Annotated in this window: 20 protein-coding genes, 1 other RNA gene, 1 pseudogene and 2 other annotated features; of the genes and pseudogenes, 3 read left to right on the plus strand and 19 right to left on the minus strand. The window is 44.2% G+C overall.

What is annotated here, in order from left to right:
• Positions 1-366: 366 nt before the first annotated feature.
• The 17 genes from NCY57_RS13960 to NCY57_RS14040 form a co-directional block, all read right to left on the minus strand.
• Positions 367-585 (minus strand): leucine-rich repeat domain-containing protein, encoded by a 219-nt coding sequence (locus NCY57_RS13960; protein WP_250789769.1) that lies wholly within the window; start codon positions 583-585, stop codon positions 367-369.
• Complete coding sequence (locus tag NCY57_RS13965) at positions 579-797, minus strand: hypothetical protein (RefSeq protein ID WP_021652915.1); 219 nt, start codon at positions 795-797, stop codon at positions 579-581. Before NCY57_RS13965 ends, NCY57_RS13960 begins: the two co-directional genes overlap by 7 nt.
• Positions 798-803: 6 nt before the next feature.
• Positions 804-1,877, minus strand: a complete 1,074-nt coding sequence (locus NCY57_RS13970; protein WP_021652916.1) for an OmpA family protein — start codon at positions 1,875-1,877, stop codon at positions 804-806.
• A 14-nt stretch (positions 1,878-1,891) separates the two neighbouring features.
• The gene (locus tag NCY57_RS13975) at positions 1,892-3,553 is read right to left on the minus strand and encodes a MotA/TolQ/ExbB proton channel family protein (protein WP_021652917.1); all 1,662 of its coding nucleotides are present in this window, start codon (positions 3,551-3,553) and stop codon (positions 1,892-1,894) included.
• Positions 3,554-3,698: 145 nt separating this feature from the next.
• The gene (locus NCY57_RS13980; protein WP_044962386.1) at positions 3,699-3,911 is read right to left on the minus strand and encodes a ferrous iron transport protein A; all 213 of its coding nucleotides are present in this window, start codon (positions 3,909-3,911) and stop codon (positions 3,699-3,701) included.
• Positions 3,912-4,206: 295 nt separating this feature from the next.
• A complete protein-coding gene (locus NCY57_RS13985; RefSeq protein WP_021652918.1) occupies positions 4,207-4,815 on the minus strand; it encodes a histidine phosphatase family protein in 609 nt (202 codons plus the stop codon).
• On the minus strand, positions 4,815-7,232 hold the full coding sequence (gene pheT, locus NCY57_RS13990; protein ID WP_021652919.1) for a phenylalanine--tRNA ligase subunit beta: 2,418 nt from the start codon (positions 7,230-7,232) through the stop codon (positions 4,815-4,817). Before pheT ends, NCY57_RS13985 begins: the two co-directional genes overlap by 1 nt.
• A gap of 66 nt (positions 7,233-7,298) precedes the next feature.
• A complete protein-coding gene (pheS, locus tag NCY57_RS13995) occupies positions 7,299-8,318 on the minus strand; it encodes a phenylalanine--tRNA ligase subunit alpha (protein WP_044962388.1) in 1,020 nt (339 codons plus the stop codon).
• 95 nt (positions 8,319-8,413) lie between these two features.
• Positions 8,414-8,635: a binding site (T-box leader), on the minus strand.
• 47 nt (positions 8,636-8,682) lie between these two features.
• Complete coding sequence (locus tag NCY57_RS14000) at positions 8,683-9,576, minus strand: YihY/virulence factor BrkB family protein (protein WP_021652921.1); 894 nt, start codon at positions 9,574-9,576, stop codon at positions 8,683-8,685.
• A gap of 25 nt (positions 9,577-9,601) precedes the next feature.
• Positions 9,602-10,189 (minus strand): GNAT family N-acetyltransferase, encoded by a 588-nt coding sequence (locus tag NCY57_RS14005; RefSeq protein WP_015526760.1) that lies wholly within the window; start codon positions 10,187-10,189, stop codon positions 9,602-9,604.
• Between the two features lie 35 nt (positions 10,190-10,224).
• On the minus strand, positions 10,225-11,283 hold the full coding sequence (locus tag NCY57_RS14010; protein ID WP_021652922.1) for an aldose epimerase family protein: 1,059 nt from the start codon (positions 11,281-11,283) through the stop codon (positions 10,225-10,227).
• 59 nt (positions 11,284-11,342) lie between these two features.
• A non-coding RNA gene (gene ssrS / locus NCY57_RS14015) (6S RNA) lies at positions 11,343-11,520 on the minus strand.
• 82 nt (positions 11,521-11,602) lie between these two features.
• Positions 11,603-13,093 (minus strand): threonine synthase, encoded by a 1,491-nt coding sequence (gene thrC, locus NCY57_RS14020; protein ID WP_021652923.1) that lies wholly within the window; start codon positions 13,091-13,093, stop codon positions 11,603-11,605.
• Positions 13,094-13,309: 216 nt separating this feature from the next.
• The gene (locus tag NCY57_RS14025; RefSeq protein WP_021652924.1) at positions 13,310-14,143 is read right to left on the minus strand and encodes a cell wall hydrolase; all 834 of its coding nucleotides are present in this window, start codon (positions 14,141-14,143) and stop codon (positions 13,310-13,312) included.
• Positions 14,144-14,629: 486 nt separating this feature from the next.
• Complete coding sequence (locus tag NCY57_RS14030; protein ID WP_021652925.1) at positions 14,630-16,576, minus strand: DUF2142 domain-containing protein; 1,947 nt, start codon at positions 16,574-16,576, stop codon at positions 14,630-14,632.
• Positions 16,577-16,700: 124 nt separating this feature from the next.
• Complete coding sequence (locus NCY57_RS14035; protein WP_015526768.1) at positions 16,701-18,356, minus strand: 2-isopropylmalate synthase; 1,656 nt, start codon at positions 18,354-18,356, stop codon at positions 16,701-16,703.
• A 97-nt stretch (positions 18,357-18,453) separates the two neighbouring features.
• Positions 18,454-18,727: a binding site (T-box leader), on the minus strand.
• A gap of 301 nt (positions 18,728-19,028) precedes the next feature.
• The gene (locus NCY57_RS14040; RefSeq protein WP_244092801.1) at positions 19,029-19,709 is read right to left on the minus strand and encodes a VanZ family protein; all 681 of its coding nucleotides are present in this window, start codon (positions 19,707-19,709) and stop codon (positions 19,029-19,031) included.
• A 257-nt stretch (positions 19,710-19,966) separates the two neighbouring features.
• Here NCY57_RS14040 and NCY57_RS14045 point away from each other — a divergent pair, with 257 nt between their 5' ends.
• The gene (locus tag NCY57_RS14045) at positions 19,967-22,237 is read left to right on the plus strand and encodes a glycoside hydrolase family 3 C-terminal domain-containing protein (RefSeq protein WP_250789770.1); all 2,271 of its coding nucleotides are present in this window, start codon (positions 19,967-19,969) and stop codon (positions 22,235-22,237) included.
• Positions 22,238-22,592: 355 nt separating this feature from the next.
• On the opposite strand, the gene NCY57_RS14050 is transcribed toward NCY57_RS14045, so the two are convergent.
• Positions 22,593-22,961 (minus strand): helix-turn-helix domain-containing protein, encoded by a 369-nt coding sequence (locus NCY57_RS14050; protein WP_173739719.1) that lies wholly within the window; start codon positions 22,959-22,961, stop codon positions 22,593-22,595.
• Positions 22,962-23,384: 423 nt separating this feature from the next.
• Between NCY57_RS14050 and NCY57_RS16845 the strand changes: the two genes are divergently transcribed.
• Both NCY57_RS16845 and NCY57_RS14055 read left to right on the plus strand, forming a co-directional pair.
• Complete coding sequence (locus NCY57_RS16845; protein ID WP_274602091.1) at positions 23,385-23,516, plus strand: hypothetical protein; 132 nt, start codon at positions 23,385-23,387, stop codon at positions 23,514-23,516.
• A gap of 100 nt (positions 23,517-23,616) precedes the next feature.
• Positions 23,617-24,841, plus strand: a pseudogene (locus NCY57_RS14055) (IS256 family transposase).
• A gap of 249 nt (positions 24,842-25,090) precedes the next feature.
• On the opposite strand, the gene NCY57_RS14060 reads toward NCY57_RS14055, so the two are convergent.
• Positions 25,091-26,019: oligosaccharide flippase family protein (locus NCY57_RS14060; RefSeq protein WP_250789771.1), on the minus strand; the 929-nt coding region annotated here is incomplete at its 5' end.

The raw sequence follows: 26,019 nt of genomic DNA on the forward strand, positions 1-26,019 counted from the left end.
GGTCGCATTTTCAATGCGGGAATATGCAGGGGGAAGGCCATCTCAGAGTTCCGTAGCCCGAAGGCCCTCCCCCTGCACCCCCACCCTCTTGGGCACGGAAGGAGTTCTGCGTTGTTGTGTGTGCTGTGTTGTTGACTTTTGTCTGTATGCTGCGGTACTCAGAATGGAACGTTGTGCCGATCTGGTTTCTGTATTCTTCGGTACTTATAGTGGTACGCTGGGCCGATCTGGTCCCTGTATTCTTCGATATTTATGGTGGTACGCTGGGCCGATCTGGTCCCTGTATTCTTCGATATTTATGGTGGTACGCTGAGCCGGGCTGCTGCGGAGGAGGGGTGATTACTACTTGGGCTGCGGGAGATGGCGTTATTGCGGCAGAGCCTGCTGTCTGAGCCGAAGGCGAGTTCTGTACTTGGCGATCTTTGTGATCCCTTTCACAAAGGTGACCGTCGTCAGCCCTGTATCTCCCGCAAAAATTCCCGGATACGCCGAACTCTCACCCACATAACCATGTGTAACCATTGATGCAGGGATATGGATACGGGTAAGACTTGTACATTGCTTAAATGCACCTGCTTCTACCACCACCCCATTATCCAGAATGTGGATGGAAGAAAGGAATGTACAGCCGGAAAAAGCTCCTCTTCCACTGCCTGTTCCACACTCTCTTCTGCTGAAAAATCAGCTGCACTGACCAGCATTCCCGAATCCAGGCTGCCAGCCAGAAGCGTCATTTCAGCATCAATGCCAGTTTTCTTTTCATACCCAATCCTCCTTAAAAAATATAAAGCAGCCATATTTTATTACTGCTTATTATCCTGATTTTCTTTCTGATTCTTTTCTTTTTTCTGAGCAGTACTGTCGGACTCTGCAGAATCTCCCTGCATGATCTTATTCAGTTCCTGGATCATCTCTTCATCCTTCAAACGGAATTTTACCTCTACACGTCTGGACGCATCCTTATCTACATTTCCATCTGCATCCAGAACCGGATCTGACATGGAATGTCCATTCACTGTCAGACAATCCTTCAGTTCCTGAACCTGTGAATCCTTCAGAAAATCACTCTTAATATCCAAAAGATACTGCGCTACCGCCAGAGACCTCTTCTGTGACAGCTCCAGGTTATAACTGTAATCTCCGTCTGTATCCGTATAACCATCAATAATGATCTCGCCAAGATATTTCTTATAGGAATCATCCAGCAACACCTTACAATATGTCGGCAGTACCATAGACAATGTCATCTTACCGGAATCGGTAAGCTCTGCCTGATCATAATCAAACATAACATTTGCATTCAGCGTCAGCGCACCTGTCTGTGGATCAATATCCACATTGAGGTTCTTTTTCTCAAATTCCTTCTGCAAAGCTTCCACAACCTCAGCTTTCACGCCGATGATCTTGTCGATCTTCTCCTGTTGCTCTTCCAGAAGCTCTGTTTTTTCATCCAGCGCAGACTGCTGCTCTTTCAATGTATCCTGTTGGCTGGAAAGCTTCTTTTTCTGAGAGGCCAGCTTTTTCTGCTGCGCCTCAAGCGTTTCCTGCTGTTTGGCAAGCTTCTCCGCCAGAGAAGACAGTTCTTCATCCTGAGATTTGATCTGCTTGTCCTTGGACTTGATCTGCTCATCCTGGCTCTTTAATGTTCCTGCCTGCTCATCCAGCGCATTCTGTTTTTCCAGAAGCTCTTCTGTATATTTTTCCTGAAGAGCGATTTTTTCATCCCGTTCCTTCAGACTGTCCTGATAGCTCTTCTGTGCCTGAAAAAGTGTCACACACATGATCAGAACAAAAAGCAGCAAAACTCCTGCCATCATATCCGAATAAGAACGCCAGACATTAAACCCATGCTCCTCCGGCTTTCTTTTTTTGCGCATTGACAATTCCTCTCTTATTTAAATAAACCAAAACGGCTTTTCTGTGCTGCCTTCGTTGCCTCACGGATACTGCGCTCGATCTCATCCAGCAGCGCTTCCTGTCTTGCGCCCTGTCCTTCCAGAAGATCCTCCAGACCCGTCAGCTTATCCTTAAGTTCCTGGATACCGGCATTGCTTCCATAGCCCCAGGGCTGTCCGGCGATCAGATGGATATCACGGTTATTTTTTGCCGTCTTGATCTCAGAAAGAAGCCTGCGTACCTCATCCAGAACACTATTGACCATCTTCTGGCTCTCGGTAAATTCTTTCACTCTGGCTTCAAAATCTTCGATCATCTTCTTATCTTCACGAAGAAGCTCCTCGCTGATCCTATTGGAATCCGCAACTGCTTTCATCCCTTCTGCAGCACTGTCCACATACTGGCGCATAGATGCATTGCAGTTTTTCCAGAGATCTGCGGATTCTTTTTCATTTTCATGCATATGCCGGGCAAACTTTTCGTAATCCTGTTTCTGCAGCTGCTGGATCATCTGATTATCCCGGATAATACGGTCTGCAGTCTTCATATAACTGCTCTGCATCTCATCGATTTCCTTAATGGCATCCTTCATGGCACGTTCCTGCTTCGTAAAAGTTTCACTCAGCTGACTGCTCATGGTCTTGTACAATTCTGATGTATATTCTGTATTCTCCTTCTGCACCTTCTTAAGTTCTGCCAGAGCATCATTAAAATCTTCAAACTGCATCTGAAAGGAACCATGCATCTCGCTTAAAAACGTATCCAGGATCTCCCGGATCGCATCCTGCTGCCCTTTTGTCACAGATGCGGTAAGAACGTCCAGAGAATCATTCATCTTCTGAAAAGTAGGTGTGATCACTTTCTCAAAGCTATCTGCCATCTGCACAGAAAACTGTTCCGCCATCTGTTTCATGGCTTCTGTCTGCGTCTTCTGGCTGGAAACAAGGAGATTCCAGGACTCATTCTCCGCAGTAGGGAGCACCAGTGCGTGAAAACGATCCAGAAAATCCTGCATTGCCTGGGACATCGCAGAATATCCGCTTTTCATCCCAAATGTGTACACAACAGAAAGTGCAACTCCATAAATGGAAGTCAGAAACGCAACTTTGATGCCATCTACAAGAGCGGATACAGAGCTTGTCATCACTTCATAATCTGTGGGCTGGAAGTTCTTAAGTCCCCACACAAGACCGATAAATGTTCCAAGGATGCCAAGGCTTGTAAAAATGTCCGGAGCCATCTCAAGGAGTCTCTTGTGGATATGTACATCTACATCCTCAATATTCACAAAATCCTCTACTTCAGCGATCCCTTCTTCCGTTCTGCTGATGCTGTCAACAAAATCATCCATCTTTTTGTCGAGATAGCGGTCACCGAAAATCCCTCGCAGCTGCCCAATCTCTTCTTTTCTGGCTCTTCCCGGAAGCTGAAACACTTCTGTGATCTCACCAGCGCCATGCTTCAGTGCTCTTGACAGGTTATCCATCCGATATAAACCTGCAAAAAGCCCCACTGCGTATATGATCAGCATAAGTCCCAGAAATGTAAAATTATAAAGCAACACATTCCCGGAGCCTTTTCCAACATAAGCAGTCAGGGTTGCCGCGGCCACTGTTACTGCCAGAAACAGCACTGTATTCATAAACTTTTTTCCCATAATATGCCTCCCCTGTCTTTATTTTTGAAAAAAGTTACTCTTTTGTTCCCATACTATCATAACATCTTCCCTAAAACAACCAGAAAGGACAATTCCTTCGCCAAAAAAATTGTCCTTTCGTCTTTTTTCTATTTTATACTTTTATTTATACTTTTATACGGCAGGCTGCATCATCGCTGATCAGGATCCTGCGTCCGCAAACACCTACGATCACTCCGCCAAGTATCCTGCTTATGATCTGTACGGTCTTTCCTTCGCTGACATCATATTGCCTGATCTGTTCCATAGTCTCCGGCATTCCGGTCATCCACTTGATCGTGTAGCTTTCCCCTGCTTTTGTCTCATTTAATGACTGCATATACTCACCCCATTCCATATATCACATCGCTATCAGTAATTATCCTCTATCCGTAGGCGGATATTCGCAATCCGCACTTGGTTAAATGATTTCATATAATTCCAACACAATTCTGCATCTTTATATAATTAGCAAGGTTTAACTTTTATTTTTCTGAATTATCCATTGCTTTTATATATTTTATCTCATTTTATCTCAATTAGTCAATCATAACCTGTGAAATTCCACCAATAAAAACAAGCAAAAAAGAAACGCAGAACAGCCATTACAGTTATTCTGCGTTTCTCATTATTTTCTATGCATAAACTCTATCTTCTTCCAGAAGCGTTGTCTTTCCATTCTTTACTTCCACAAGATTAACACAGCAGTTTGGCGGCACGGAGCCTCTCCAGAAATTCTCCGGATCAGGATCTACATTCTGAAGAAGAGCACGGACTGCACATCCATGAGAGGCAACAAGAATTGTTTTATCCGCAAGAGTCGGATCAGATGTTATTTCATCCCAGAAATCCTTTGTCCTGGCGATCACATCAAAAATATCCTCGCCCTTTTCCGGTCGTTTAAAATTTACCGGATCACGGAAAAAAGTCTCGATCTGCGGATCGATATAATTGCCATCTGCATCTCTTACCTGATCACCCTCCAACACACCAAAATCGATCTCCTGAATCCGCTTATCCGGTATGATCGGAACATCACGTTTCCCCAGAACATATTCTGCTGTCTGTTTTGCCCTTGAGAGCGGACTTGTAAAACAGATATCAAACTTCACATTACGGAGAGCTTCTCCGGTTTTTTCTGCAAGAAGGATCCCTTCCTTCGCAAGAGGTACATCCGCTGCACCCTGAAGCTTTTTTAATTTATTCCACTCAGTCAGGCCATGTCTTACAATGTAGATCAGCATCAGCTTCTCAGCTCGATTCCAAGTCCGTTAAGACCATTCATGATCTTTTTCATTGCTGCGGAGATCTCGTTTTCACCAAGAGTCTTGTCATGGGCACGGAATACCAGAGAATAAGCCATGGATTTGAAACCTTTCTCAATCTGTGCGCCCTCGTAGATATCGAACAGCTGATAACTCTCAAGAATATTTCCGCCTCTCTGATCAAAAATCTCCTCAATCTGTCCTGCGAGAACTGCATGGGGAACTACAAGGCTCAGGTCACGAGTTACAGCCGGATATTTGGCAATTCCTGTATATTTGTGGTTGAAACCAGCAAATTCCAGAACATCCAGAATGTCAATCACTGCGATATATGCTTTTTCTCCGATAGAGTAATTATCTGCAACAGCCGGATGAACCTCACCTAAGTATCCAACTACCTTACCCTCGTAGATCATGTTCGCCTGTCTTCCCGGATGAAGGAATGGTTTTCCGCTGTTTGGATCGTAGGTAACCTTTTTCTTCATTCCGATCTTCTCGAAGAACTCCTCGCATACACCCTTCATATCAAAGAAATCGCCTTTTCCGTACATTCCAAGTGTAAACATGGTACGCTCATCCGGAAGCTCTGTAACCGGAAGGGACTTCGGAAGATAGATATTTCCAAGCTCGTAAAGACGAACATCTTTATTACGTCTGTTATAGTTTGTGGAAAGGGATGCCAGCATACCGTTCAGTGTGCTTGTACGCATGATACTGTAGTCCTCTCCAAGAGGATTGCTGATGGTGATGACTTTACGAAGATCACTGTCCTCAGGAATACAAAGCTTGTCAAATACCTTCGGGCTTTCGAAAGAATAGGACATTCCCTCTGAGAATCCGCAGTATTCCGCGATATCTCTTGCAACCTCCTGGATACGAAGCTTAAATGGCAGCTTACCTGTAGTAGCCTCTCCTGTAGGAAGTGTCATCGGGATCTTATCATAGCCATAGAATCTTGCAACCTCCTCTGCAACATCTGCATTACAGTGGATATCCTGACGGAATGTCGGTGCAACGATCTCGTCTGTTTTTTCATCATAAGCCAGTTCTACACGTCCAAGATAATCGATCATCTCTTCTTTTGTAAGGCTGGTTCCAAGAAGCTTGTTGATCTTCTCAGGCTCAAATTTTACTCTGGATGGCTCTCTTGTCTCGCTGCAGACATCAACCATTCCGCCTACAACCTCACCTGCACCAAGCTCTTCCATCAGCTGGCATGCACGGTCAATTGCAGCCTGTGCATTGTTCGGGTCAAGACCCTTCTCAAATTTACCGGATGCATCTGTACGAAGTCCGATCCTCTTGGAAGAAAGACGGATGCTGGTTCCATCGAAGCACGCCGCCTCAAAAAGAACCGTTTTTACATCGTCTGTGATCATGGAATTCTCTCCACCCATGATACCTGCGATGCCGACAGCCTTCTCACCGTCACAGATCATCAGAACGTTCTCATCCATGATACGCTCCTGGCCATCCAGTGTGACGAATTTCTCATCTTTTCCTGCACGGCGTACAACGATCTCCTGATTTGCGATGGTATCCAGATCATATGCATGCATTGGCTGTCCAAACTCTTCCATTACATAGTTTGTGATATCAACCAGGTTGTTGATCGGGCGGATTCCATTGGAAGCCAGACATCTCTGCATCCACTTCGGGGACGGACCGATCTTGACATTTTTTACAACTCTTGCGCAGTAACGCGGGCAAAGCTCCGGATTCTCTACAGTAACCTTTACATAATCGGAAGCTTTCTCATCATTTTCCTTAACCTCTACAATCGGCGGGCAAAATTTCTTCTGGAAGGTTGCTGCTGCCTCTCTTGCGATTCCAAGAACACCGTAGCAGTCTACACGGTTGGAAGTGATCTCATACTCAAATACCACATCGTCAAGGCCAAGTGCCTTAACAGCGCTCTCACCCACAACTGCGTCCTCAGGAAAAATATAGATTCCGTATTCCGGTGCTTCCGGATACATTTCTCTGGTGCTTCCAAGTTCCTCGATAGAGCACATCATACCAAAGGACTCAACGCCACGGAGTTTGCCTTTTTTGATCTTGATCCCTCCGGGAGTCATTTTTCCATCATGGCCGCCTGCAACACGTCCGCCATCAAGAACAACCGGAACCTTATCTCCTTCTTTTACATTTGGAGCGCCTGTTACGATCTGCACACTCTCAGTTCCGATATTTACCTGGCAGATGATCAGCTTATCTGCATCCGGATGCTTCTCGATCTTATCGATCTGGCCGATCACGATCTTATCGAGATCTGCATCCAGCTCTGTAAAGCCCTCTACCTTTGTGCCTGTTAAGGTCATGGCATCTGTATATTCCTGTGCCGTTACATCCAGATCCGGCACATATGTTTTAATCCAAGATAATGAAGTATTCATTTTGGTTGTCCCTTCTTTTTTCTATATTTACTGTCAGACGGATACTCATGATCCGTGTTCACTGTTTTAGAACTGTTTCAGGAATCTGCTGTCGTTCTCATAGAGAAGACGCATATCATCGATCTCATATTTCAGAAGTGCGATACGCTCCAGACCTACACCAAAGGCAAATCCTGTATACTCATCCGGATCGATCCCGCACATACGGAGAACATTCGGATGAACCATACCACAGCCAAGGATTTCGATCCAGCCGGAACCTTTACAGAAACGGCAGCCTTTTCCGCCGCATTTGAAGCAGGAAACATCAACCTCAGCGCTCGGCTCTGTGAACGGGAAATGATGCGGACGGAATTTGGTCTTTGTCTCCGGTCCGAACAGCTCTTTTGCAAACTCCTGAAGGGTTCCCTTAAGATCTGCAAACGTAACATTCTTATCAATAACAAGGCCCTCGATCTGATGGAAGGAAGGTGAATGTGTTGCATCTACCTCGTCAGAACGGAATACACGGCCAGGTGCGATCATACGGATCGGAAGCTTGCCTTTTTCCATCTCACGTGCCTGCACCGGTGATGTCTGGGAACGGAGCAGAATGGAATCATTGATAAAGAATGTATCCTGCTCATCTCTTGCCGGATGATCCTCCGGAATATTCAGCTTTGTAAAGTTGTAGTCCGCATACTCAACCTCCGGACCTTCCACAACCTCATAGCCCATTCCGATGAAAATACGCTCAACTTCTTCCAGAGCGATAGTATTCGGATGGCGATGACCGATCTTCGCTTTCTTTGCAGGAAGTGTTACATCGATCACTTCTGCCTTCATTTTTTCCTCACGGACCTTCTCCTCGAAATCCTTTTTGGAGGCTTCCAGAAGTTCTTCGATCTTAGCTCTTGTCTCATTGACAAGCTGTCCAACCTTCGGACGCTCTTCCGGAGCAACATCCTTCATACCTTTTAAGATTGCAGTAAGCTCACCTTTTTTTCCAAGATATGCAACACGCACATCATTCAGCTTATCCAGGCCCTCGGATTCCTCGATCCGTTTTCTGGCATTTTCAGCCAGTTCCTGAAGTCTTTCTTTCATATCCATGGTCTATTTCTCCTTTAATTAAAATGATCAAATGATCCGCCGCCCACCCCGAAGATCCAGATATGGGCAATAAAAAAACCGTCCCTTATAAAAGGGACGGAATATCCGCGGTACCACCCAGTTTCCCATGAAAAGATCACGGGCACCTCTTGTCTGCTTAACGCGCAGCTTACGTCATCTCCTACTATTACTTCAGAGAGGAAGCTCCGGTGGGAAATTCAAGAACCATCTGAACCCGGGGAAGCTTACAGCCGGTGACTTCCCTTCTCTGTGAGAAAATGATCCTCTATAAACACCTTCACAGCTTTTCTGTCTTTTAATACTATGCCACAAGGTCTGCCTTCTGTCAAGCGCAAAGTCAGGATTCTTTGGAACTGTTTTTTTCATTTTCCTTCTTGGAAAGAAGTGTTTTTACAGATCTCTGGGCCTTTCGGAATTCATTTTCGAAGTAGGCATTAATCTCCGCCCCGTAAAGAAGCAGGTTCATACACACATACAGCCACAGCATTACCATGATCAGCGCAGTCAGACTTCCGTACATATTTCCAAAATTCGGAAAAAATTCAAAATACAGGGAAAATCCATAGGAAAATATCATCCATGCCACTGCGATCATAAATGCACCCGGAAGCTGGCTTTTAAAGGTTGCCTTTCGGTTTGGAAGCACTTTATAAAGGACCAGAAACACTGCAAACAGCACGGCAAATACAAGCAATGTCCTGGCCCCTATAACCTTGGCCAGCAGCCTCCCGAGAATCGGAATGGTTCTCTGTGCAGCTACTTGGATTCGATTACCAAGAACCAGGACCAGAAGAGTGACAATGATCGCCAGCACAAACAACAGCATATAAAAAACCGAATAGATTCGGGTCATCAGCCAGTTTCGGGTTTCCTTTACATGATAAATGGTATTTAAGCCATTGGTGATCGCCTGCATTCCCTTTCCGGACGCCCAGAGCGCCATCAGCGCAGACAACGGCACGATGGCTGTACTTCTTTTGTATACTTCTACCACAATGCTCAGCACAAAGGTCTGCAGATTTCCGGGCACAAACCCGATGATGGCATCCCTGACAACATTATAGCTTAACGGTGTATAACGGATCAGCGTTGTAAGAAACAGTATAAACGGGATAAAAGACATGATCAGAAAATACGCTGCCTGGGCCGCATATGCACTGACATGATCTCCGTTTGCCCTGCGCACAAATCCCAGCATGAGCTGGATTATATTTTTCTTTTCCTCGTCCATGCTGACCTCCCTCAGGTTTCTTTTTTCACCAGGAAAAACGTTCAAATCCGATCTTATCCTGGATTTCCGGAAAAAGCTTTACTTCCGGCTGCAGGCTCTTATGTTCGCCTATCATCTTTTCCATCCATACCATATTATACCAACGGTTAAACTTATAGCCGCATCTGTGGAACTCTCCCACACGCTTATAACCGAAATGTTTATGAAAATCCACACTGGCACTGGTCAGGTATTCATCATCTTTTGGTGCAACTGCAATGCAGGCGTTCAGGTTCAGAATTCCCATCTCTGCAAGAAGACTCTCCAAGGCTCGATAGAGTCTGCCTCCTGCACCGCTGCCCCGCCGGTCATGTCTCACATAAACAGACATCTCCGCACACCAGCCATAAGCAGCCCTCGGGTGAAACGCCGAACCATAGGCATATCCCAGGATCTCTCCCTTCTCTTCTGCCACAATATACGGATATTTCACCTTTATATCATGGATTCGCTGCGTAAACTCTTCTATGGAAGGTGTTTCGTATTCAAATGTGATCGCAGTTTTTTCTACGTAGTAGGAATAAATTTCCAAAAGTGTTGCTGCATCCTTCTCTTCTGCCACACGTATCTGCATTGCCTTCTCGCACCTCTTTTATTTCTGTTTGTCTGTTATTTCACAAAGAAACGGTAAACCGTTTCAGAGCTGTACTCTTCACCGGGAAGCAGGATCGGAGAATGGAAATCCTCTACATTGACTGCATTTGGCTCCACCTGTGTCTCCAGGCAGAATCCATAACGTTCATGATAAACATGACCGTTCTTTCCCTTCTCATCCTTAACAAAATTGCCTGCATAGAACTGCACACATGGGCAGTCGGAGGAAACCTCCATACCGATACCGGATTCCTTACAGTATGCAGTAGCGATCGAACGGACATTGCCCTTTGCATAATTATCGGTTACATAGTTATGGTCATAACCACCTGTGAACTTCAGCTGTTCAAAATCCGCCTCAATGTCTCTGCCGATCGGTTTGGAAACATTAAAATCCATCGGCGTTCCCGCCACCGGTGCATATTCACCGGTAGGAATGGACTGGCTGTCTTTTACCGGAGTAAAATACTTCGCATGAATACATAGTTCCTGATCAAGCACATCTCCGCTGCCTTCTCCGTTCAGATTAAAATAAGAATGGTTGGTCATATTGGCAACGGTAGCTACATCAGAGCGTCCTCTGTAAAAAATCTTCAGTTCGTTTTCCTCTGTGAATTCATATTTCACAACAATGGAAAATTCTCCCGGAAATCCGTTCTCTCCATCCGGACTGATGCGGAAGAAATCCACGCTATTCTTCTCCTGGGAAATTTCTTTTACTTCCCACAGCTTTTTCTCAAAGCCATCCGGACCGCTGTGAAGATTGTTATGATTCTCATTCTCTGCAAGAACCACTTCTTTATCATCAATAAAAAATCTGGAATTCTCGATACGGTTTCCACTTCTTCCAATGATCGCACCGAAAAAGCATCCATTAATCTCATATCCTCGGATATCGTCATATCCAAGGACCACATCCTTCAGATCTCCGTTCTTATCCGGAACACATATCTTCACCAGGATCGCACCATACTGAAGCACTTCCGCATAGGCACCTTTTTTATTCTCAAGATGATAGATTTTTACTTCTTCTCCTGTAGGAAGTACCCCAAATTTCCTTTCAGAAACACTCATGTTTTAATTCCTCCCATATATGAAAAAAGAGCCACTAACCGGCTCTATGTCTTTAACCGATTAATCCCGGGATGCCGTTCCCTTATTTTTGACGCCTAGCAGATGCTAGGTGGGTATCCTCAACAGTGTCTTCTGCCTACCACGACGTGAGGTCTGACATCCAACCTGCGATTTTGGATTCCCAAAATGTCAATGTAGGTTCAAAAAGAAAAGGGGGATCGAACATTCCAGGATTCGGTTTTCGTTGTTTTTATTATAAACCAGTATTTGTGCTTTTTCAACAGAAAATACATTTTCTTACTGATTTTATTATCAATTATTATTTGATCTTAAGGATATCCTTTACTGCTGCCGGCATATCCACTGCATCTACCACCCTGTCATGAAGAACCGGGGCAGTACGGATTTCTTCAACTGCACGTGGAACAGGTACTCCGGAAAGCGCACTTAATGCGTCTACAAGGCCAAAATCATCCAGATCTTTATGCTCCTCACCAAGTGCTTCCATAACACTTCTTGTGAATTTATACGGACTTGCAGTAGAGGCGATCACTGTCGGAAGATGATCCGCTGTCTCACTTACATACTTCTTATATACGCCGGCTGCAACTGCAGTATGCGTATCGATCACATAATTGCTGTTTTTGTAGATATCACTGATGGCCTGTGCAGTCTCATCTTCACTGCAGAAATTACCATAAAAATCAACAAGCTGTGCTTTCATCTCGTCAGTAATGGTATATTCGCCGCCCTCACTTAAGGATTTCATAAGCTCTGCACATTTTTCAGCATTTTCTCCGGTAAGACGATAGATCAGTCTTTCCAGATTGCTGGAGATCAGGATATCCATGGAAGGAGATGTCGTAAGGATGAAATCTCTCTTTCTGTCATAGGTTCCTGTGCGGAAGAAATCATAAAGAACACGGTTCTCATTCGATGCACAGATCAGCTTGTGGATCGGAAGTCCCATCTGTTTCGCATAGTATGCTGCAAGGATATTTCCGAAGTTTCCGGTAGGAACTACCACATTGATCTCCTGTCCGTCTTTGATCCTGCCGTCGCGTACCAGTGATGCGTAGGCATATACATAATATACAATCTGAGGAACAAGACGACCGATGTTGATAGAGTTTGCAGAAGAAAACTGGAAGCCTGCCTGATCCAGCTCTGCTGCCAGCTCATGATCATTGAACATCTTCTTAACTGCAGTCTGGGCATCATCAAAGTTACCGGTAATACCTACCACATAAGTGTTGGCACCCTTCTGAGTTACCATCTGTTTCTCCTGGATCGGGCTGACACCATGCTTCGGATAAAATACAATGATCTTCGTTCCCGGCACATCTGCAAAGCCTGCCATGGCAGCTTTACCGGTATCTCCTGATGTTGCGGTAAGGATCACGATCTCATTCTTAACATTATTCTTCTTCGCTGCAGTTGTCATCAGATGCGGAAGAATGGAAAGTGCCATATCCTTAAATGCAATGGTCGCGCCATGGAACAGTTCCAGGAAATATGCCCCATCCGCTTCATGAAGAGGCGCGATCTTTTCTGTATCAAATTTGCTGTCGTATGCTTTGTTGATACAGTTCTTAAGCTCATCCTCGGTAAAATCTGTAAGGAAACGGCTCATTACCTCATATGCTGTCTCCTGGTAGGTCATCTGTGCCAGCTTGTCCATTGGTACATCCAGCTGTGGAATGCTTTCAGGCACGAACAGTCCGCCGTCCTCAGAAAGGCCCTTAAGTATGGCCATAGACGCTGTAACTGCCTGCTCTTTTCCTCTGGTGCTCTTGTACAATACCTGCATTGGTGTTCCGCCTTTCTATTGTAAGATATTCGTTTTCTTTTCAACGTTATCACATTATAGCATGGAATTATGGAAAATGCCACCACTTTTAAAAAAGAATCTGTCTTGCCCAATCCCACCCTGAGATCAGACAGATATTCACAGCTTTCGGATAAAAAGAAACCGCCGGTCTGTTTCTGCCGGCGGTTGGTTCCTTCTGTACTGCATCAGTTCTTCCTATTTATATGTATAAAATTCATGGACCCCGTATTTAAAGAGCCTCTTCAGGTCCTTTTCAAACCATTTCACATTATGTTCCTCTGCTGCAGATTTCTGGATAAAGAACAGTGCACCTTCAGAATAATCCGTACCCTTCAGCGCCTGCTTGACCGCTTCCCTTGTTTCATCGGAAACTGCAACTTCATTGATCCTGCCATCATAGGTCGGTGAAAACTGCGGAACGCCGTCACTGTTATCCCAGACAACCTCTGTCACCGTATTCGGAAAATCTTCGCTTTTTACACGGTTCATGATGACGTTGGCCACCAGAACACGGCCCTTGATATCTTCACTTCCTGCTTCTGCCTCCACGATCCTCAGAAGTGTATCATAGTCTTCATCTGACATCAGTGTGGGATTTTCTGCCAGTGTGATCGACCTTGCATCAAGTTCATTTACTTTGTTTTCCATAGAGGAGCTTACATTAAGATCTGCAGCAGTATTGGTTACTTTCTGTACTCTCTGGCCTACGATCACCTGCTCACAGGAGCTTCCGATCCTTGTAACCGTGCTTCCGGATAATGGTGTATCCGTAACTCCTGAAACCACACCTGCGATCCCGGTAGGAACAGCAACCTCTTCATAGGGAGAGCCCTCTCCTCCATCCGAAGCTGCATAAACCCTGCCTCCCTCACTTTCTGCAAATGTCCTTGTCCCCAGAGAAATAACCATCGCCAAAACTGCACATAATGTCAGCACTGCAAAACTGCGCGCGGAATTTCCTCCGGTTTTTCCATTTCTACGTTCATCCTGGACTCCGTCAGTCTCACGTAAATCTTTCTCAACTTTCATAATCTCATTCCTTGCGTTTCATTTTCTGTAACAGCCCATAATCCTCCGATGCGACATCACAGCCCCCATTATCATCGCTTCCCGGATAAATACGGATCATTACGATTTCCTTTACATGTTTGTAACATTTTTGTAATGTATGGGAAAATTATATTTAATAATATTGAATATGTCAAGCTTTTTCCCGTATTTAACGCTTCAACGGCGGTATTTGTGTTTTATCCACACCTTATCCACATGTATTCCACATAAAATCCACATAAAATCGCAGAGTTATCCACACTCATGCCATATTTCATTTCAGAAAAAAAGGCAGATAGCGTCTCCATCTCCGTCCAATGTTGTACACCCACTTTCCGGAAATCGTACTTCTATCTGCCTGTTTATCCTTTTTCAGAACAGTTTTTTCCTCTGTTATTTACAGATTTGATTATAATATTTTGTTTTCAGCCAGTCAAGGATTTTTGCTCGACCAGATCCGACACCTTATGCAAAACGGCACAATGCCTGCACGAAAAGTGTCGCATAAACACACAAATCGATACTCCAGGCTCCCAGAAACAGTCCCCATGGTGTTTCCCCGGCTCCTTCGGCAAACCGTTTGGGCTTCAGCGCAAGGATCAGCGGAAAAAGAAGCGGCAGAAAATACCGTCCCTGCACGCCCAGGATCTTATCGTAGCCATAGGCTGTCCACTGTCCGTATAACGTTACAAAGATCAGCGCAAATACCAGGAGACTGACTCCTCCCAGAATGCTCTTTACCGGAAGATCCAGACGGATTCCCGACATATCATCATTCCCGGAAACCTGAAGGACCAGGATCAAAAGATATCCCATTGCCAGCAGGGCACAGACAGGAATGTTCAGCCATCCAAGATTACTTCCTATCATTTCTGTAAGATAGGTCACACCAAAATTATCCAGGCTCCGCACAAAAGTCAGGACAAAGGCAGCCGGATCCTTCAGGATCCCCACAAGCTGTGCAGCTGTATCCACACCTGGCTGTGACTCACAGAGATATCGGGATGCAATGGCCAGCCAGCCGAAACTTAAGATCAGGATCACAGCTCCTGCACAGACCACATGAAACCAGTAATTTTTCCTGCTTTTAAACCGTTCTTTCGGGATCAGGAACAGGAGCAGGCAAAACGGCATGTAAACCACTTTGCAAAGACACAGGAATCCGGTCAGCACGTACATCCATATCAGCTGTCTTCTACTCATCACTTCTTTTTGTTTATATCGCATAGCCAGTACAAAGGCAGCCAGAGCAACCGTCAGAGCCAGGGCCAGGGCATCTGCTGACATGGAATTTGCTGACTGGATATTCACAGGTACCAGCCCCAGAAGTACGAGGAAATTTTTCCCAACAGGCGTCAGACGAATGGCAAAGAAAAAGAACAGTCCAAACATAAGCATATTGGCGATCCTTCCCGCATAGGCAAGAACCATCGGCCGGTCCGTAAACAGATCTGCAATGCGGATCCCTACTGCCTGGGGAAGATACGAAGTAGGTGCATACAAGGCTGTATTTCCAAATCCGTAAAACTGTGTTTTTTCCCGGTCGATACGCCGATCTGCATTCTCTCCGATATCCCATAATGATACATGATCCTTGGCGGAAAATTCCGGAACCAGACCACTGTTAAACGTCCTTCCATATGAGAATAAGTCGTTTCCTCCGTTGCCTTCCGACGTCAGATATCCTCTGGAAACCTCATAGCTTCTCAGATAATGGCTGTACTCATCCGGCGAATTAAAGGCCGGAACCGCCGCCAGCGTACAGATACTCATAAAAATATAAACAACGGCAAACACCACTTCTGCCCGGAGCTGTCTGCGTTTCAGAAATGCAAAGATCACCAGCATCACAGCTGCCGCCGCTCCAATCACCAGAAACACCAGTGATTTTGGAAATGGCCTGGAAATGATCCGATAGGCAAGTGTCTGTGTATCATCCTTCTGGCTCACCAACCCTGCAGCCACTCCGGTATCCCCTTTTGCGCCATCTAAAACGATCCGGAATTTCTGCCCCTTACATTCCGTAAGCTTCTGGTCAAGCCGGAAATACGTGGTATCCCCCGACGATATGGTCAGTCTGCTGGCCTGCCAGCTCTGGATCTCCCTTTCATTCTGATACAGCGTTATCTGAAACGTTCCAGCAACCGATGCACTCTCTATAGAAAGAAAAAGCTCCACACCGGACAGACGGTTCGTTTTGCAGGTAAACTCCTCTTCAAAGCTTCCTCCCGCACCGATCATAGACCAGGTATCCGGTCTTGCCTGCTGCTTTACATTTCCGAGGATCTCCGAATCACTAAGCAGATATGCGGAAAAGATCAAGATCATTCCCCATATCAGCAGATATTTCAGAACGTTTTTCAGCTCTGCAGACAGGCTGTATGAGCTCCTGTTTTTTTTCTTATTTTTCATAATATCCCTCTTACTCACTGTTATTTTCACATTCCGCACTATTATAGCATCTGCACGGCAAAAAAAGAAGCTGCGTTTTATGGCAGCTTCTCATTTTTTTGTAAACCTATCCGGAACCGGATGCTTATCGATTGTTGATCGCAGTTACCAGTGCATCAATAGAGGCACGGATGATATCCTGATCAACACCCGCTCCCCAGGCAAGCGTTCCATCCGGTTTACGGATTCCCACATAAGCGATAGCCTTGGAGGAAGAACTCTGCTCCAGAGCATGCTCCTGATAAGTCTCCAGTGTGTATTTCAGTTCGTAAGCTTTCTTCAGTGCATTGCTTACCGCATCCAGACGACCATTTCCGGAAGCCTCTGTAACGATGGTTTTTCCACGGAATGTAGAAGTAACCCGTGTTACGATGCCGTCTTCCTTCTGCTGGAAATGAACCTCACTGATGCTGTATGGTTCAACCACATTTTCGAAGGTAGATTTGAACAGGCTGAAGATCTCGTCCGGATGAAGCTCTTTGTGCTTGTGATCGGACACTGCTTTGGCTGCATAGCCCATAGCCTCGCGCATTTTCGGAGGAAGGTTCAGGCCAAACTTTGTCTCCAGTATATAGCCTACGCCGCCCTTTCCGGACTGGCTGTTGATACGGATAACATCTGCGTCGTAGTTTCTTCCCACATCTGTTGGATCGATCGGCAGATACGGAACAGTCCAGTGCTCCAGATCTCCGTTCTCTCTCCAGTGCATACCCTTTGCGATGGCATCCTGATGAGATCCGGAAAATGCAGCAAATACAAGAGCTCCACTGTACGGACTTCTTTCATAGATCTGCATTCCGGTACATTTCTCATAAACCTCACAAATATGCGGCATATCAGAAAAATCAATCTTCGGGTCCACACCCTGGGAATACATATTCATACCAAGCGTTACAATATCCACATTACCGGTACGCTCACCATTTCCGAACAAAGTTCCCTCAATTCGGTCAGCACCTGCAAGAAGACCCATCTCGGAGTCTGCAACGCCACATCCACGATCATTGTGCGGATGAAGAGAAACGATCACGTTTTCACGGTATTTCAGATTATCACACATGTATTCCACCTGACTTGCATACACATGCGGCATAGAATGCTCAACCGTAACAGGCAGGTTGATGATCGCTTTGTTATCTGCAGTGGGCTGCCATACATCCAGAACCGCATTGCACACCTCCAGTGCATACTCCGGCTCTGTTCCCGTAAAGCTCTCCGGGCTGTACTCAAACTGAAAATTGCCTTCTGTCTCATCAGCCAGTTTTTTCAGAAGTGCAGCGCCATCTACTGCGATCTTCAGGATCTCCTCTTTTGATTTTTTGAATACCTGCTCTCTCTGAGATACGGATGTGGAATTGTATACATGAACGATCGCTTTTGGGGCGCCTTTAACAGCTTCAAAAGTCTTACGGATAATATGCTCTCTTGCCTGAGTCAGCACCTGGATCGTTACATCCTTCGGGATCAGATCCTGCTCGATCAGCGTACGGAGAAACTCATACTCTGTCTCAGAAGCAGCCGGAAATCCAACCTCGATCTCTTTAAAACCGATCTTTACAAGAAGCTTGAAAAATTCCACTTTCTGCTCCAGGCTCATCGGGATCACAAGTGCCTGATTTCCGTCACGAAGGTCTACAGAGCACCAGATCGGGGCCTTATCTACATATTCTTTCTCCGCCCATTTCATACATTTCACCGGCGGCATGTAATACTGACGTTTGTACTTGGATGGTGTCATCATTTTGTTTTCCTCCACTTTCTGTTTCCATTAAAATTTCTCTTTGGTTTCTGTTTTTGATATAAAGACATAAAAAAAATCTTCCGACTCTGCAGATTCTGCAAGAGACGAAAGACAACTGCTGTCCTACGCGGTACCACTCTTATTTCATGAATAAAAATTCACACACTTGACAGATACGGAATGTATATACATCCTTATATCCTCTCCGGATAACGGCGGACACCGTCTGCGTCTACTCTCTTATATAATATATAAAGATTTCAGGCAGATGCTCCGAGGCGAGTTCCACAAATCCCTTCCGCTGCTTCTCACCGGCCAGCAGCTCTCTGTGCTCCGTTCTCTTGTGTACTATTCCTCATCTACGCATTTTCTTTTTGAAACTGGTATTAGGTTAACACGTTATGGAGGATTTGTCAACGAAATTTTAACGATGCACCGCGCAAAAAGTTACTGTTCACTCCGTTCTCAGCAACACGCTTCGCGATGCACAGAATTTATGCTAATCGCATAAATTCGCGCGGTATGTCTCGGGTTTTCTGTGACCTTCGCTCACAAAAAACACCTCGCGGAATATTACCAGTGAACAGCAACTACAAAAATTTCAAAGTATCACTCTCGAACAGCAATCCGGGCTGATTCTTTTCTCTGTCTTCCTGCTATCTGCGGCAGACATTATTCGGCTCCCCGCCTGACTGAAAGCTGATGACCAATCCAGTACACAGCCCCGCCAATACCTCCTCCAAGAGTATTATATGTCAGATCAGAAACCTGGAACGTCCCAAGCCTCAGGAAAAGCTGCAGAAGTTCAATGGACAGTGAGAATACAAAGGTAATCTTAAGTCCAGTCCACACAATATTCAAGAATGCTGTTTTTTTCAATATTTTCTTTCCTGCGGTCCAGAACAGCAGGATCGTGAACGGAATGAACAACATCAGATTCTCAATACACTCAGTTGTGAGATATCTGGTACCATCCTCTCCATATTTCCAGATCCACCAGTTCGCCATCACATCCGAAAGGGGATTCATCCACATATCCCGGTTCAGCAGCGTGCGAAACAAGATCATGGTTGTATAAAAGGTCAGAAAAAACAGCTTCCGAAAAAAAGCATTTCCTCTGAAATACTGCCACCACACGGAAAAAGCTCCCCTGATTCCCCTTCCACCTGTCTCATTATGGTAGGCAAAGAGATAAAAAAACAGTACCATCACAGACAGGATCACAGAAAACCAAAATGGCTGGTACAAAGCTGTCAGTACACTTGTAATAATACTTGATATGATGTCTTTCATTATAAGTCCTTTCACATAAACCAGACAGTCGACCATTCTTCTGTCCGGCAGCTCTGTCATTATTCCTACCTATATTACTACACTCTTCCCACAAAAGCCAGAAAAAGATATCTTTCACCGCTCTGTCAATCAACCTGTATATCGTTTTTATATTTCTGAAAATGTGAGGGGCATGCGGATATTCGCAATTGAAGCAAGGGACTTACTTGATTCAGCTAAACTGCAATATTTTTTTATTTTTAACAAATTTTTGTTATATTTTACCAGCAAAACATGCTATAGTTCATAGTAAGAAAAACATTTCGGAGGTATTTTTAATGAAACGTGATCTGAAAAAAATCGTAAACCAGATGACACTGAAAGAAAAAGCCGGCATGTGCTCAGGTCTTGATTTCTGGCATCTGAAACATGTGGAACGCTTGGGGATCCCGGAAGTAATGGTCAGCGACGGCCCTCACGGACTTCGTAAGCAGGATGACAAGGGCGATCATCTTGGAATGAATGACAGCATCAAAGCCGTCTGCTTCCCGCCGGCCGCTTTAAGCGCCTGCTCCTTTGACCGCAAGCTGGTGGAAGAAATGGGCAAAACCATCGGAAAAGAAGCTCAGGCCAACGATGTATCCATAGTTCTCGGACCGGCCGTAAACATCAAACGTTCTCCTCTCTGCGGAAGAAACTTCGAATATTATTCCGAGGATCCATATCTCGCAGGTGAGATCGCAGCCGCTTTTATAAACGGAGTACAGTCCCAGCATGTAGGAACCTCTATCAAGCACTTTGCAGCAAACAACCAGGAATATCACCGCATGAGTAATTCTTCCGAGGCAGATGAGCGCACTTTACGTGAGATCTATTTCCCTGCATTCGAAACCGCAGTAAAAAAAGCTCAGCCATACACCTTCATGTGCTCCTACAACCAGATCAACGGCACTTTCGCATCTGAGAATAAATGGCTTCTCACAGATGTTCTCCGCGGCGACTGGGGCTTCAAGGGCTATGTAATGTCCGACTGGGGTGCAGTCAATGACCGCGTCAAAGGTCTTGAGGCAGGTCTTGAGCTGGAAATGCCTTCCTCCAATGGGGTCAACGATGCCCTCATCGTACAGGCCGTAAAAGACGGTTCCCTCAAGGAAGACATTCTTGACCAGGCTGTTGAACGCATTCTACGCATAATTTTTGAATATGCAGACAACCGGGCACCGCAGGAATTCACCATGGAAAAAGACCATGAAGAAGCACGCCACATTGCCGAAGAATCTATGGTTCTTCTGAAAAACGATGAGCAGATCCTCCCTCTGAAAGCATCCGAGAAAATTGCTTTCATCGGTGGTTTTGCAAAGAAGCCTCGTTTCCAGGGCGGCGGAAGCTCTCATATCAACTGCTTCAAGATCACAAACGCACTGGATTCCGTTCCTTCCGATGCACAGGTTACTTATGCAGAAGGTTTTCCTGCAGACAAAGATCTCTACGATGATGCACTTGCAGCTGAAGCGATCAAAGCTGCTGCCGCCGCTGACAAGGTTGTGATCTTCGCCGGACTTCCGGACAGCTTTGAATCTGAAGGATACGATCGTTCTCACATGAGGCTTCCTGAATGCCAGAACCGTCTCATTACTGAGATCCTTAAAGTACAGCCGAATACCGTGATCGTCCTTCACAACGGTTCCCCCGTGGAGCTGCCATGGCTCAATGATATAAAAGGCCTTCTGGAAGCATACCTCGGTGGTCAGGCAGGCGGTACCGCTGTCGCAAACATCCTTTACGGAAAAGTAAATCCAAGCGGCAAGCTTGCCGAGACAATACCGCTCAAGCTCTCCGACAATCCATCCTACCTGAACTTCGGCGGTGGTGAAAAGGTTGAATACCGTGAAGGCGTATTCGTAGGCTATCGCTACTACGATACAAAAGAAATGGATGTAGCATATCCGTTTGGCTATGGACTCTCCTACACTACCTTTGCCTGCAGCGACCTGAAGATCTCCAATGAAAATCCTACAGACAAAGACACCATCACCGTTTCGGTTGATGTAACAAATACAGGAAATATAGCAGGAAAAGAAGTCGTACAGCTCTATGTCAAAGACTGCACCCATTCCGCGATCCGTCCGGAAAAAGAGCTCAAGGGCTTCGAAAAGGTTTTCCTGAACCCAGGCGAGACCAAAGCAGTAACCATGGAGCTGGATAAGAGAAGCTTCGCATGGTACAATACAGAGCTTCACGACTGGTTCGCAGCCAGCGGCGAATATAAGCTCCTTGTCGGTACATCTTCCAGAGATATCCATCTTGAAGGCAGGATCCATCTGAACAGCAGCCAGGAGCTTCCGATGCATGTTCATATGAACACCACCCTGGGCGAACTGTTCCGCAACCCGAAAACAAGCGAAACAGCAAAAGAACTGACAGCAAAATATATCTCAGCCATGAACGTCGGCGAAGAGTCCTCTTCTGAAGCCGCTTCCGAAGCTGTCACCGAAGAAATGACAGAAGCCATGACTGACTCCATGCCATTACGTGCACTGGTAAGCTTCGGAGGGTATTCCAGAGAAGAACTTACAAAAATTATTGAAAAATTAAATAAACTGGTATAATTTCACAGAGCATTCTCTGCCACTCGAATTATACTTACATAAAAAAGCTGACAGAATAAAACCTGCTTTTACAATGACACAGGTTCGTACTTCTGTCAGCTTTTTGATTTTTTATATTGCTCGATCTGCGATGCACCCATATTTTACACACCCCTTTTTTGCCTGTAGATTTCCTTAAGATCCTCCACTGCCATCTCCGGATCCATCGTGTGAAACATCAGGTAATTTACATTCATGGTTTTTGCCGGAGCCTGACGATAAATCTCTCACTGTTATAATGCTCTTTCCACGCTAACTCAAACAACCTGCCCTGAATATCACAAAGCTTCAGTTCTATCGAATCCATTATTTTCACCTACTTCTGTCTTGCACTGTCAATGATTTCATCAAAATACTTACCTTCACGGCGATAGTCTCTACATATCCGATTAGCCAAAGAAATATTTCCTTTCAATCCCAACTTAGAACCATGAAACAAAATTTCTCTATACGGATTACTTTTCGCAATTTCCTGTGCCTGTTCTCTGATTGACTTCTCTACTACTTCAGCCAAATCTATTTTTTCCTTCTGGCATATAGAGATAAGCTTCTCCTGGGCAGCTTTACCCGGAATCCCATCCTCATTTTCCCAGCGCTTCACTGTAGCAACTGTAACTTTCATCTCATCAGCCATTTTTTCCTGATCCCATTGTAAACTTTCACGAATCCGATAAATTGTATTCACCAAAATCACCACTTTATATGTCTGTTATGTTCAAAAGGTTCCATAGCATCAATTATATATAAAATAATGATACCATGAAACCTTTTTTTCGTAAAGTTGCCTATCATTGGTAAGTGCCTCAAAACATGGCGTAGTGACGAATGGATCTCTTCTTGATATACTGAGAAAAACTTGATATTAAGGAGGAGGAGAATCTTATGTCCAGAACAAGTCAGGAATCATCAACAGCTTTTGGTATAAATATGCGTGAAACAGAATGATATTATTTAGCGGTACTTCGTACCGTTAAAAATGGAATAGCCGTTCCGCAGCAGCGGAACTGGCATTCCGTTTAAGCGTAATTTACAGTAATGATAGTAAATAGATTTTTACTACACTCCGCTTGATAGGAGATAGAAATTTACTACATTTGGAGGTTTTATTATGAGTAAGAAACGTGCCCTAGGGCGTTCCCTGGAAGAATGGATGGAACTGGTAACCGAATGCAGACAAAGCGGTCTGACAGATGCTGTATGCTGTAATGAGATACTCGCTATTTTGCGTTTGAGACTGTAATTAATTCTGTGTAAATTCTAAAAGAGCTATATATCCTCTTGGATTGATGTTAAAATAAATATCAATTCAGGAGGATTTTTTTATGGCACGAAGAAGAAAAATGGATCCGGAACGCAAAGCGTTCATCAGTAGCTTGTTGGAACACTATCAACCAAAGGATGCCCAGGACGTCCAGGACATGCTGAAAGACCTGCTAGGCGAAACGCTGCAAGGTATGTTAGAAGCTGAAATGGATGATCACCTTGGATATTCCAAGTATGACTACAAGAACAAAGAGACAGACGATAGCCGTAATGGTTATAGTCCTAAAACAGTCACCTCTTCAATGGGAACGATCGATCTGGATATACCACGAGATCGAAAGGGAGATTTTGAACCGCAGATTGTGAAAAAGAATCAGACAGATATCTCAAACATTGAAGATCAGGTACTCTCTATGTATGCAAAAGGAATGACGACAAGGGATATCTCCGCTCATCTCAAAGATGTTTATGGTGTGGATGCATCAGCAGAAATGATATCACATATGACAGATCGAATCCTTCCTATCGCAAAAGAATGGCAAAATCGGCCGCTGGAAAGAAAATATGCCATTGTTTTTATGGATGCGGTACATTTCCATGTTCGAGAAGACAATCGAACGGTAAAAAAAGCTGTTTACGTTGCTATAGGTGTTAAACTGAATGGAAAACGTGAGGTTCTCGGCATGTGGGTAGGAGGAAATGAAAGTGCGAAATACTGGTTGTCCGTTCTCAACGAGATAAAAAACAGAGGTGTGGAAGATATCATGATCGTATCCGTAGATGGATTGACCGGATTCGGTGATGCCATCCATGCAGTATTCCCACAGGTGGAGATCCAGAGGTGTATTGTGCATCAGATTCGTTATTCTACAAAATTTATCTCTTACAAAGATTTAAAACCATTTATAGCGGATTTAAAGCTGGTTTACAAAGCTGATACAGAAGATCTTGCGCTCACAGCTTTGGAAGATCTGGAAGAAAAATGGGGCAAAAAATACCCTGCTTCCATTGGATCTTGGAGAAATAACTGGACACAATTATCCACTTATTTTAAATATCCATCTGAGATACGTAAATTAATATACACTACAAATTCCATCGAAAATTTTAACCGCCAGCTACGCAAGGTTACGAAATCCAAGACTATTTTTCCGACCGATGATGCACTTTTCAAGATGCTCTATCTGGCAATGATGGATGCTACAAAAAAAATGGACCGGAAAGGCTTGGGACTGGGGTCTGACACTGGATCAGTTATGCATCTATTTTGGGGATCGGATCCAGCCAGAGGATATCGATTAAGCACAGATCCAATCGCATATCAAGGGTAAATAAACGCCCGATTTTCTCGGGCGCCCTTGACATGCAATAGAATCCATGCTACTAAATAAACAACAGGCTGAACAGCAAAGTATGCCATTCAGCCCATTACATTATATTTTTGTATTCTATAAACCTATGATTTTATCATCAATCTGAGAGGTTTACACAGAATAATTTACACTACCTTGCGTTTACTTAATAACATCACATAACAGCTTACACTGCTTATCATATTTTTAATTTGACTCTTCTTATACTCTCCATTACGAACTCATCTTTCATAAGCAAGAGAAAGAGCCCATACAAAATAATTCCAACAAATATTTGTACACTTAAAGCTACCAATTTATTTGAAATTAATATTCCTATTCTCCAAACCATTATAGACATACATATAGCTGAAATAAAGTATTTGAAAAAGCACATCGAAAGCTTAGGAATTTTCAACTCAACTTTACTATATATAATAAACACTACTAAAATAACACTTTCAGCAAAAACCGAAGCAATCGCTGCTCCACATGCTCCTAATTTAGAAATGAGCAAAATATTTGTCACAAAGTTTACAATTGCTCCTCCAATAACTCCAATATTATACTCTTTCTGTTTACCTGCTGAAATCAAACATTGTTTACCTATCGTATTGTCTAATCCAATAATTATAATTAAAAAACTAAAAATCCTTAATAAGAGTATACATTCTTCATAACCTTTACCTAGAAAAACAGGAATTAAATTCTCTGAAATTGCCATAGTACCAAAACATATCGGACATGCAATCAACATAATAAATTTCATTGTAATTCCCATTATACGTTTACGTTCTTCCTTATTATCATTTTCAAAAAAATATGCCATTCTGGGAAATGTAACAGTTCCAACAGTTGTTACAAAAACCAATAATATCTGTTCAATTTTATATGCCTGCTCATAATATCCGTTCTGAAATTCCGATCCTGTAATCCATCCTATCATACTTTTATCCAAAACCGTATACACCATAGTTGCAACCGTAGGAATAAAATATATCATACTTTTCTTCCAATGCTGTATAAAATTCATATTTTTAAAGCTTTTAGGCTTAATATATTTAATTACTTGAGGCCACAAAGAAAAATTACCAATCAAGGTTATGCCATGAATTATTATTGCATATA

It is taken from the genome of Blautia sp. MB18-30 (assembly GCF_023669475.1).
GTDB classification, from domain to species: Bacteria; Bacillota; Clostridia; order Lachnospirales; family Lachnospiraceae; genus Blautia_A; species Blautia_A fusiformis.